The sequence below is a fragment of the Calidithermus terrae genome (genome assembly GCF_003574345.1).
GTDB lineage: Bacteria > Deinococcota > Deinococci > Deinococcales > Thermaceae > Calidithermus > Calidithermus chliarophilus.
Genome location: NZ_QXDL01000154.1, coordinates 1 through 10,097 on the forward strand (window position 1 = coordinate 1; position 10,097 = coordinate 10,097).

Below are 10,097 nucleotides of genomic sequence, written 5' to 3' on the forward strand. Positions count from 1 at the left end.
CCCCGGCCCTCCCCGGCGCCGGGGAAGGAATATCCCCCCCAGCCCCCCTTGCTAAGGGGGAGCAAGGTGTTTCGCGTCTTGCGTACGACGTACGACGCAGGACGTACGACCCGCATCAGACGTGCGACGTACGACGTAAGACGCCCGCCCCGCCCCCGGCTATCGACCACCGGCACCCTGTAACGCTCCTGTAACGCTCCCCGCGCTAGGATTTTCCTCGAAGTTCAGCAGCCCCTGCGGCAGCGAGGGCAGGCGGGGCTTCGAGGAAGGGTGCGGGTCGGCTTTGGATTTCCAGCTATTCGGCAAGCGCTTATTCGGCGGATGCGAGGGAGCAGAGCCACCGTTATTGTAGCCCCCAGCGTTGGGCTAAGAGCCGGGAGCCGGGTCCCGCCCTTCCAAGGGACGACAACTGCCGAAGGACGGCAGTTGTTCGTTTTTGTGGGGCGGTGCAGGGTGGGGAGGTAGCCATGAAGATCGAAGATCAGTTGGCCCAGCGGTTCGTCTGCCCCAAGTGCCAGTCGGCGGGCGCCGCCGTCAAGCGCTTCGCCGCGACGGGGACCGGCCTCTCGCGCATGTTCGACATCGAGCACAACGTGTTCATCGCGGCCTCGTGCCTCAACTGCGGCTACACTGAGGTCTACAACCCGGAGATCCTCGAGGGCAAGGACGACGTAGGCGCCGTGCTGGACCTGATCTTCGGCTAGCGAGGTGGGCCATGAGCACCAAACCGCGCAAGCCCTTCGCCAAGATCCGGCGCTACACCCTGGCGACCGTCGGGGTGGTCGCGGCGGTGGGCGGGGTGGCGGGCAACCTGGGCTCGATCGTGGACCTGTGGGAGAAGTTCTCCGGCGGGGGCAAGGCCGCGCTGGAGGGTGAGCTGGCACCCGTGACGGACGTCAGCGGCACCTGGTACGCCGAGGTGAACTACGACTGGGGCGCGAAGCACCAGGAAGAGTTCGTGCTCAGGCTCGAGGGCAACGAGCTGCGCGGCACGGCCTCCTTCCTGGGGCTGCGGCGGGGGGTGCTCGAGGGGCGCATGAGCGGCGACCGCCTGAGCTTCGTCACCCGCACGCTCGAGACCTTGGGCAACGGGCCTTCCCGCGAGGTCGAGCACCGCTACGTGGGGCGGGTCTCGGGCTCGGAGATCCGCTTCAGCCTGCAGAGCACAGGGGGCTACTCCGAGCACGTCCCCGTGGAGTTCGTGGCCCGGCGCGGGCCCTAGCCGGCCAGCGGGAAGACCCCGGGCTTTTCGAGCCGGATGAGGTTGCGCTGCAGCGCGACCACGATGGCCGCGGTGCGGTCTTGCACCTCGAGCTTGGCGAACAGCCGCACCAGGTGGGTCTTGACCGTGGACTCGGCGATGCCGAGCTCGCGGGCGATGTCCTGGTTGGAGAGGCCGCGGGCGACGAGGGTGAGGATCTGGCCCTCGCGGGCGGAGATGGGCTCGAGGGCGGGTTTACGCAGGCTCTCCAGCAGCACCCCGGCGATAGGGGGGGAGAAGCAGGACTTCCCGGCGGCGGTGGCGAGGATGGCCTCGGTGAGCTCGGCCGCTGAGCTCTCCTTGAGCAGGAAGCTGCAGGCCCCCGCCTGCAGCACCCGCAGGACGGCGGCGTGGTTGTGCAGGTCGCTGAAGACCAGGACCTGCGTCTGCGGAGAGCGCTCGCGGGCGGCGGCGACGAGCTCGGCCCCGTCCACGCCGGGGAAATTGAGGTCGGTGACCAGCACCTGAGGGCGCAGCAGCCCCACCAGCGCCAGCAGATCGTCGGCACGGGTGGTGTGGCCGCGCACCTTGATGCGGGGGTTGCTGGCGATGAGGCGGCAGCAGCCGCTCAATACCACCGGGTAGGCGTCGGCAACCACGACGCTGACGGCTTCGCTGGCTTTCATAGTGTGCGTTCACCTGACCTTTCTCGAGGGCTGTGGGTCGGGGGAGCGGAATGCCGGGTACTAACTCCCCAAGTTAGGAGGGGTCTACTCCAATCTCAAGGGCCAATTCTATGTTGTGGACAGAGCCAATCCACGCGCCGGCGATCCGGTGCTCGTATAAAGCGGCGTGAGGCAAAGGGTGCTCGCCCCCCTCCGGCCCGCCCGGCTTACGCCACCGGCAAAACGGCTACTCTACGACCGGCTTAGCCCCGGGCTGCTCGGCCGTCCCAACCCTCACCGACCCCCCGGCACCGATCGGGGGATGACCGGCTGGCCTCGAGCGGTTCGATAGCGGGATTTTTCCTGCCGAGGCGGCCCGCTTGGCCCCGGGTTGGGAAAGGCCCCGGATGAATACCCCGCACGGCCGGGTTAGCGGTGCGGGGTAAAACACCCTCCGGGACCGGAGGGTGTTCGTGGGAACCGCGATCAGATGTCGAGCTGCGCGAAGCGGGCGTTCTCCTCGATGAACTCGCGGCGCGGCTGCACGTCGGAGCCCATGAGCTTCTCGAAGATCTCGGCGGCGTAGAGGGCGTCCTCCATGCTGACCTTCTTGAGCACGCGCTTGGCGGGGTCCATGGTGGTCTCCCAGAGCTGCTCGGCGTTCATCTCGCCCAGGCCCTTGAAGCGCTGGATCTCGTAGCTCTTGTCCCCGATCTCGGCCAGGGCCTTCTTCAAGGCCTCGTCGTTGAAGAGGTACTCGAGGTTCTTGCTCTTGCCCACGCGCAGGCCGTAGAGCGGGGGCTGGGCCACGTAGAGGTAGCCCTGCTCGATGATGGGGCGCATGTAGCGGTAGAAGAAGGTCAGCAGCAGCGTGCGGATGTGCGAGCCGTCCACGTCGGCGTCGGTCATGATGATGATCTTGTGGTAGCGCAGGCTCTCGATGTCGAAGTGGGCCTCGTCGCTGGTGCCGCCGATGCCCGCGCCGATGGCGGCGACCATGGCCCGCACCTCGGCGTTCTTCAGGGCCTTTGAAAGCCCGGCCTTCTCCACGTTCAAGATCTTGCCGCGCAGGGGCAGGATGGCCTGGAAGCGCCGGTCGCGCCCGCTCTTGGCGCTGCCGCCCGCGCTGTCGCCCTCCACGATGAACAGCTCGGCCTCGGCGGGGTCTTCGCTCTGGCAGTCGGCGAGCTTGCCGGGGAGGTCGTCGGACTCGAGCGGGTTGGCGCGGCGCACGAGCTCGCGGGCCTTGCGGGCTGCCTCACGGGCCTGGGCCGCGCGCTGGGCCTTTTCGTAGATCAGCTTGGCGACGCGGGGGTTCTCCTCGAGGTACTCCGAGAACTTCTCGTAGACCACCTTGCTCACCGCGGTGCCGGCCTCGGGGTTCAAAAGCTTGCCCTTGGTCTGGCCCTCGAACTGCGGCTGGGGGATCTTGATGGAGACCACCGCCGAGATGCCCTCGAGCAGGTCGTCGCCGGTGGGCTCGAGGTCCTTGACCAGCCCGGCCTTCTTGGCGTAGGCGTTGATGGCGCGGGTGTAGGCGGTCTTGAAGCCCGAGAGGTGGGTGCCGCCGTCGCGGGTGGGGATCATGTTGGCGTAGGTGACGAGCTCGATGTTGTAGCCGCGGGTGTGCACCAACCCCACGTCCACGCTCACGTTCTCCACCTCGCCCTGCAGGAGCACCGGCTTCTCGTAAAGCAGCTCGTCGCCCTCGGCCAGGAAGCGCGCGAAGGAGGCCACGCCGCCCTTGTCGAAGAAGACCTCTTCCTTCTGGTGCTGCTCGTCCTTGAACACCAGCCGCAGGCCCGCTACCAGGAAGCTCACCTCGCGCAGGCGGTTCCTGAGCTTGCTGGCCTCGAAGGTGAGGCCGGGGTCGAAGATGGTGTGGTCGGGCATGAAGGTCACGCGGGTGCCGCGCTTGCCCTTGGGCGCGTTGCCCACGACCTCGAGCGGCTTGGTCACGTCGCCGCGGCTGAACTCGATCAGGTAATGCTTGCCGTCGCGGAAGACCTCCACGCGGGTGTACTCGGCCAGCGCGTTGACCACGCTCGCGCCCACCCCGTGCAGGCCGCCCGAGACCTTGTAAGCCCCTTCCTCGAACTTGCCGCCCGCGTGCAGCACGGTGTAGATCACCTCGACGGCCGGCTTGCCCTCACCGGGCATGATGTCTACGGGGATGCCGCGCCCGTTGTCCTCGACCGTGATCGAGCCGTCGGGGTGCAGGGTGGTGACGATCTCGGTGGCAAAACCCGCCAGGGCCTCGTCCACCGCGTTGTCCAGGATTTCCTTGAAGAGGTGGTGATAGCCGTCGGACTGCGTCCCGCCGATGTACATGGCGGGCCGGTGGCGAACCCCCTCGAGACCTTTCAGGACTTTGATTTGGGACGCGTCGTAGTTTGCGGTAACCTCAGTGCTCACCCGGACATTATAGCATATTACGTAAAAAACATAATACAACCGACCATTGTCGGGGATGGTGAAAAGCAGCCCCCGAACGTGAAGAATTGAGGCGGAGCCGAGGGCCTCGAGGCGATGTATACGGGCATTGAGGTTTTATAAACGCCCGAGAACACCATCCAGAACACCACATCTGCACGGCAGTGCATATGGTGAGGAGAACCCTAATTCCGGTGGGGGCGAAGTGGGGCGGGGTGGCTGTTGGTGTTGAGCGCGGGGGGTACGTCCTACGCCGTACGCAATACGCCCAACGTCGAACGTCGAACGCTAAACGCTGAACGCGAGACGCCTTGGCCCTCGACCCTTGACCCTAGACTCTCGACCCTCAACAGGGGGCCTACTATGTGAAAGCCCCCCTCGAGGAAGGCTCGAGGGGGGTAGGGGCTTCGGTCTATTTCTGTACGGTCAGGGTGTAGGAGCCCGAGCCGCTGTAGGAGTAGACCAGCCAGCGGTAGGTGCCCGAGCTGGCCGAGTAGGTGATGCTCTCGCTCGAGGTGTAGCTCTCGGAGCGGGCCACGGTGCTCCAGCTTCCCGAGCTGCTGCGCTTTTGCAGGTAGAGGTCGAAGTCGGCGTTGGACGGGCCCGTGAGGGTGCCCTTGAGGGTGCCGCCGGCGTAGCTGAAGCCGGTGGAGCCGGGGTGGTAGTTGTACGCGCCGGTGCCGCTGAGGGTGCCGGTGTAGGTCTCACCCGAGGGCGGCGGGGGCGTGGTGCTGCCGAGCAGGGAGTACAGCAGCAGGTTGGGCGAGCCGGTGCCCACGCCGGAGATCCGGCCCGAGGTGGCGCTGCCGACGATGGCGTTGGTCACGGCGCTGGGCGTGGCGCTGGGGTTGGCCTGCAGGTAGAGCGCCGCCACGCCCGCGACGTGCGGGGTCGCCATCGAGGTGCCGCTGATGGTGTTGGTGGCGGTGTCGGAGGTGTGCCAGGCCGAGGTGATCGAGGAGCCCGGGGCGAAGATGTCGAGGCAGCTGCCGTAGTTGGAGAAGGAGGAGCGGGCGTCGGAGGAGGTGGTCGAGCCCACGGTGATGGCGTTGCCCACGCGGGCGGGGGAGTAGTTGCAGGCGTTGGCGTTGGAGTTGCCCGCCGCGACGGCGAAGCTCACCCCGGCGGCGATGGCGTTGTTGACCGCGCTGTCGAGGGCGCTGGAGGCCCCGCCGCCCAGGCTCATGTTGGCGACGGCGGGCTTGACGTGGTTCTGCGCCACCCAGTCCACCCCGGCGATCACGCCCGAGTTGGAGCCCGAGCCGTTGCAGTCGAGCACCCGCACCGCGTGCAGGGTCACGCCCTTGGCCACGCCGTAGGTGGTGCCGCCCACGGTGCCCGCGACGTGGGTGCCGTGCCCGTTGCAGTCGTTGGCGCTGCCGCCCGGGGTCACCGCGTCGTAGCCGTTGCCCATGCGCCCGCTGAACTCGGCGTGGGTGCGGCGGATGCCGGTGTCGATGATGTAGGCGTGGACCCCGGCGCCGGTGTAGTTGTAGGTGTAGCTGTTCGACAGCGGGAGGTCGCGCTGGTCGATGCGGTCGAGACCCCAGGTGGCCGGGCTCTGGGTGGCCCAGGCCTCCATGACCTGGTCGGCCTCGATGTAGGCGACCCGCGCGTCCTGGCGCAGGCGGCTGAGCTGATCGTCGGAGAGGCGCACGGCCACGCCCTGCAGGGCGGCGGTGTAGGCCTGCTGGACCTGGGCGCCCTCGAGCCCCAAGCTCTGAAGGGCCTGGCTCTGCACCGCGCCCGCGCTCAAGCCTGCCTTCAGGCTCTGCAGGGCCGGCAGCACCCCGGCGTCCTTCTTGTAAACCACGATGTACTGCCCAGGGATCACCTGGGGGTTGTCCAGCCCGAGCACGGGGACGCCCGTGTCGTCGGTGCCCTGGGGCCTGGACGTGCAGGCAGCCATAACCAGCAAGGCTGCGGCCAGAAGGGTGAATCGGCGCATTGCTACCTCCACTAAGGATTTGGGCTTTGAACCCTGCGCCGAATCCTAACTGTTCGGTGGATGTTAAATCAACCTTTAGGTTGATTAGTTCTTCTTTAGACTCGTTTCATGAGTTTAAAGAATAATGAGACCTTACCGCTTGACCGAACCCACCGCGCCGATGGCCTGGTCGTCGCTCAGCGAGCGCAAGCGCTTGCCCAGGTCCTGCCACCACAAGAGGGGCGGGCTCTCGAGGCGAGGCATGGAGGCGATCTCGGGCTGCTTGCGCCACAGCTTGAAGCGCAGCAGCGCCAGGTTGAGGAAGAGCTCGCGGTACTCGGGCGGCGTGCGCTGGATGTGGAAGTGGAAGCGGATGCCGCGCGTCTGGGAGAAGGAGAGGATCATGGGGATCCCCTCGGGGCCCTGCAGGGGGATCTCCACGGTCTGGTCGGGGAAGGTGTAGGCGGTGGCCTCCTCCTCGCTCTGGATCATGCCGATCTCGATGAGGATCTGGGCGAAGGCGGAGAACTCGAGCCCGCCGATCTCGCGGTAGAGCCGGTCGAAGAGGAGGTAGGTCTGGCTGAGCTCGAAGCGCTCACCGGGCTGCTCGGCCCACCACATCGCGTACTGCCCCTTGGGCGGCATGAGCGAGGCCTGGATGAACAGCCGGTCCTGCCGCGCCACCTCGCCCACGTCGTCGGGGTAGATGGCGAAGAGGTCGTCGGTGCTGTAGAAGACCGGCCTGAGCCGGCCGTACCGCTGCGCGATCTCGTGCACCGCCACGAAGTGCCCCGCGGCGCGTTCGTCGGCCTCGGGGTAGAAGAAGAGGTCGTACTCCCCGTCCGGGGCCTTCACCCGCAGCGGCACCACCAGCACGCCCTGCCGCGTCACCCGCACCACGTCGGCCTCGAGCACCTGTACGTGCGAGGTGCGAAAGCGCGTCTCGACGGCGGTGATGAAGTGGAGGGTGGGGGTGTGTGCGGTGAGGGGGCCCTCGAGGTAGACCTTGGGCCAATCCGCAGGGGCGTTGGTGACCAGTTCGACGGGCCCGGGCCGCACGAAGATTAAGCTACCGTAGGTCGGGCGGGAAACGCAAAATGTGCGTCGATGGTCGATAGCCGGGGGCGGGGCGGGCGTCTTACGTCGTACGTCGTACGTCTGATGCGGGTCGTACGTCCTGCGTCGTACGTCGTACGCAAGACGCAAAACGCTAAACGCAAGACGCGGGTCGTACGTCGTACGTCTTACGCCGAACGCAAGACGCAAAACGCAAGACGCCCTTTGTTTACCCCCCTTGGCAAGGGGGGCTGGGGGGGATATTCCTTCCCCGGCGCCGGGGAGGGACGGCGAGGGGTAAACCACGGGCCACAGGCCACGAGCCTATCGCTTATCGCTGACGGCTTATCGCTGAAAGCTGCCCGCTGCCGGCTTCCTATCGCCCTGTTTCAATGAATCGCCACCACAGCAGCAGGCCTACGAAGCTGGCCCAGAAGAAGTAGGGGCCGATGCGTTCGGGGGCTTGGGCCAGGCCCCGCCGCAGCCAGCCGCCGGGCTCGAGGCCGCTGACGGCGTAGAGGATTAAGGCGGTGAGGAGGCCGTAGATCGAGTGCAGCCAGGCCGAGCCGCCGTTGAAGAGGAAGCGCAGCAGCAGCTCGAGCACGAAACCCGCTATCGCCAGCGCCGCCACGGCCTTGAAGAAGCGCAACTGCCACGCGGCGGGCTCGCGCACCAGCAGGGGCAGGCTCAGCAGAGCGCTGATCGCCAGGACGGGCAGCAGCAGGAGCACCAGCAGGTCGCGCAGGAGGAACACGGCTTCCATAGGCCTAATCTACGCTAGATGCTGAATGCCGATTGCTGGTGGCCGGGCGTGGGGCGTGCGTCCTACGTCGTACGTCGTACGTCGTACGTCCTACGCAAGACGCAAAACGCAAAACGCGAGGCGCGAGGCGCGAGGCGCGAGGCGCATTGTCACCCCCCTTAGCAAGGGGGGCTGGGGGGGATATTCCCACACGCCACGGGCTTCCCGCTGAAGGCTGACGGCTGATAGCTGATGGCTACCCGCTTCCCCTCAGACCCTCGGCTCACAGCCGGGGCGGGCGGCGGGCGTTCAGGCGCTCTGAGATGGCCTGTGCCAGGGAGATGAGGTGGGCGTCCTCGAGGAGGTCCCCCACCAGCGAAACCCCTACTGGCTCGCCGGAGTCGCGGTAGCCGGCCGGGAGGTTGAGCACGGGGAAGCCGGAGGTCGAGGTGTAGAGCGAGAGGCTGTTGCTCACCGTCACGAGCAGCGAAACCCCGTTCTGGCTCATCAGGTCGCGCAGCGTCGCCATGCCCGTCCTGCGGTTGTGCTCGACCAGGGCGCGGTAGTCCTCGGCGCTCATGGGCTCGGCCTGGGAGGCCTGCAGCAGGTCCTGGCCGTAGGGGGCGGCGGCCGGGTTGTGGGCGTTGAAGGCGATGACCTGCTCGAGGCTTCGCACCGGGGCGCCGGTGGCCTCGAGGTAGGCGTTCACGCCCTGGCGCAGGCCGTAGCGCAGCACCGGCAGCATCTCGATCTTGGCCTCCGGGAAGGGCACGGGCACCAGCTCGGCGCCCAGTTCGCCCAAGGCCCGCGCGACGCGCTCGAGCACGGGCACGTCGCCCTCGCGCTGGACGTGCTGCACCCAGCCCACGCGCACGCCCCGCAGCGAGAGGGGGGCCGGGGCCTTGGCGAACTCCCCGGCCCTGGGGTGCAGCGCCCGCTGGGTGAGGGGGTCGTTGGGGTCGTGGGCGGCCAGCACGCTCATGAGCACGGCGAGGTCGGCGGCGTTCTTGGCGAGGGGGCCGGCGGTGTCCTGCGCGTCGGTGATGGGGATGATGCGGTCGCGGCTGACCAGGCCCAGGGTGGGCTTGAGGGTGAAGAGGCTGTTCTGGGCCGCCGGGTAGACCAGCGAGCCCGAGGTCTCGCTGCCGACCCCCGCCACCGCCAGGTTGGCCGCCACCGCGGCGGCCGTGCCGCTGCTGCTGCCCCCGACGTCGAAGGGGCCGTAGGGGTTGCGGGTGTGGCCGCCCAGGGCGCTGAAGCCGTTGACCGAGGTGCTCGTCATGAAGTTGGCCCACTCCGAGAGGTTGTTCTTGCCCAGGATCACGGCGCCGGCCTCGAGCAGCCTCCGGGCCACGAAGGCGTCGCGGTCGGCGACGGCCTCGCGCAGGGCGGCGGCCCCGGCGGTGGTGTGCATGGGGGTAGCGGTGGCGATGTTGTCCTTGAGGCTTAGGGGGATGCCGTGGAGGGGGCCGCGCAGGCGGCCTTGCCGGCGCTCGAGGTCGAGGGCGCGGGCTTGCTCGAGCGCCAGGGGGTTGAGCTCGAGGTAGGCGCCCAGCCGGTCGTTGTAGCGGCGGATGCGCCCCAGGTAGAAGAGCGTGAGCTGTTCGGAACTCGTTTCGCCGCGCTGCAGGGCGGCCTGGAGTTCGGGGATGCTCGAGGATTGGGTGAGGGCCTCGAGGCGCTCGAGGAGGGAGGGCTCGAGGCGGGCCAGGGCTTCCTCGAAGGGGGAAAAGTCCAGCTTCCGCCGTAGCGGGTACTCGTGCCGAGCCGTCTGCTCCTGCACCTGCCGGGCGACAAAGCTTTCCCAGTCGCGCTTGGGGCTGCTGGGTTTGTCGGCCTGTCCGGCCTGGGCGGCCGGGGCCGAAGGGGAGGATTGTTGGCTCATGACGCCCCACACTATCAGACCGGCCGGTGCGATGCTTGTGACGACTCCCCGCTCTTCAGAGCTTGTCATTACCCACATCTCAACCCTGTATGGTTCGAGACGATGGAACTGCATCCCGAGGATCCGGTTCAATGGGCCAGCCTGCATTTCGCGGAGGCCGAGCTGGGCGACGCACGGCGGGTAAAACG

At 67.5% G+C, this 10,097-nt stretch carries 8 protein-coding genes; 2 read left to right on the forward strand and 6 right to left on the reverse strand.

The window, feature by feature from the left end:
- The first annotated feature begins 467 nt into the window (after window positions 1-467).
- Window positions 468-704 (forward strand): zinc ribbon domain-containing protein, encoded by a 237-nt coding sequence (locus tag Mterra_RS15325; RefSeq protein ID WP_119315967.1) that lies wholly within the window; start codon window positions 468-470, stop codon window positions 702-704.
- Between the two features lie 11 nt (window positions 705-715).
- Window positions 716-1,222: a hypothetical protein gene (locus tag Mterra_RS15330; RefSeq protein WP_119315968.1), complete on the forward strand. Its 507-nt coding sequence runs from the start codon at window positions 716-718 to the stop codon at window positions 1,220-1,222.
- On the opposite strand, the gene Mterra_RS15335 is transcribed toward Mterra_RS15330, so the two are convergent.
- The 6 genes from Mterra_RS15335 to Mterra_RS15360 form a co-directional block, all read right to left on the reverse strand.
- Window positions 1,219-1,887 carry a LuxR C-terminal-related transcriptional regulator gene (locus tag Mterra_RS15335; RefSeq protein ID WP_119315969.1) on the reverse strand — a complete coding sequence of 223 codons (669 nt, stop codon included), beginning with the start codon at window positions 1,885-1,887 and terminating at the stop codon, window positions 1,219-1,221. The two genes, Mterra_RS15330 and Mterra_RS15335, sit on opposite strands and share 4 nt — an antisense overlap.
- A gap of 465 nt (window positions 1,888-2,352) precedes the next feature.
- Complete coding sequence (locus Mterra_RS15340) at window positions 2,353-4,281, reverse strand: DNA topoisomerase subunit B (RefSeq protein WP_119315970.1); 1,929 nt, start codon at window positions 4,279-4,281, stop codon at window positions 2,353-2,355.
- A gap of 430 nt (window positions 4,282-4,711) precedes the next feature.
- Window positions 4,712-6,247: a S8 family peptidase gene (locus Mterra_RS15345; protein ID WP_218022947.1), complete on the reverse strand. Its 1,536-nt coding sequence runs from the start codon at window positions 6,245-6,247 to the stop codon at window positions 4,712-4,714.
- Window positions 6,248-6,379: 132 nt separating this feature from the next.
- Complete coding sequence (locus Mterra_RS15350) at window positions 6,380-7,285, reverse strand: hypothetical protein (protein WP_119315972.1); 906 nt, start codon at window positions 7,283-7,285, stop codon at window positions 6,380-6,382.
- 373 nt (window positions 7,286-7,658) lie between these two features.
- Window positions 7,659-8,045, reverse strand: a complete 387-nt coding sequence (locus Mterra_RS15355) for a hypothetical protein (protein ID WP_119315973.1) — start codon at window positions 8,043-8,045, stop codon at window positions 7,659-7,661.
- A gap of 262 nt (window positions 8,046-8,307) precedes the next feature.
- Window positions 8,308-9,909: an amidase family protein gene (locus tag Mterra_RS15360; RefSeq protein ID WP_245971653.1), complete on the reverse strand. Its 1,602-nt coding sequence runs from the start codon at window positions 9,907-9,909 to the stop codon at window positions 8,308-8,310.
- Between the last annotated feature and the right edge of the window lie 188 nt (window positions 9,910-10,097).

Excerpts from the sequence above, each read along its gene's own strand:
- Mterra_RS15325 (WP_119315967.1), top strand. The coding sequence starts at position 468 with ATGAAGATCGAAGATCAGTTGGCCCAGCGGTTCGTCTGCCCCAAGTGC.
- Mterra_RS15330 (WP_119315968.1), top strand. The coding sequence starts at position 716 with ATGAGCACCAAACCGCGCAAGCCCTTCGCCAAGATCCGGCGCTACACC.
- Mterra_RS15335 (WP_119315969.1), bottom strand. The coding sequence starts at position 1,887 with ATGAAAGCCAGCGAAGCCGTCAGCGTCGTGGTTGCCGACGCCTACCCG.
- Mterra_RS15345 (WP_218022947.1), bottom strand. The coding sequence starts at position 6,247 with ATGCGCCGATTCACCCTTCTGGCCGCAGCCTTGCTGGTTATGGCTGCC.
- Mterra_RS15355 (WP_119315973.1), bottom strand. The coding sequence starts at position 8,045 with ATGGAAGCCGTGTTCCTCCTGCGCGACCTGCTGGTGCTCCTGCTGCTG.
- Mterra_RS15360 (WP_245971653.1), bottom strand. The coding sequence starts at position 9,909 with ATGAGCCAACAATCCTCCCCTTCGGCCCCGGCCGCCCAGGCCGGACAG.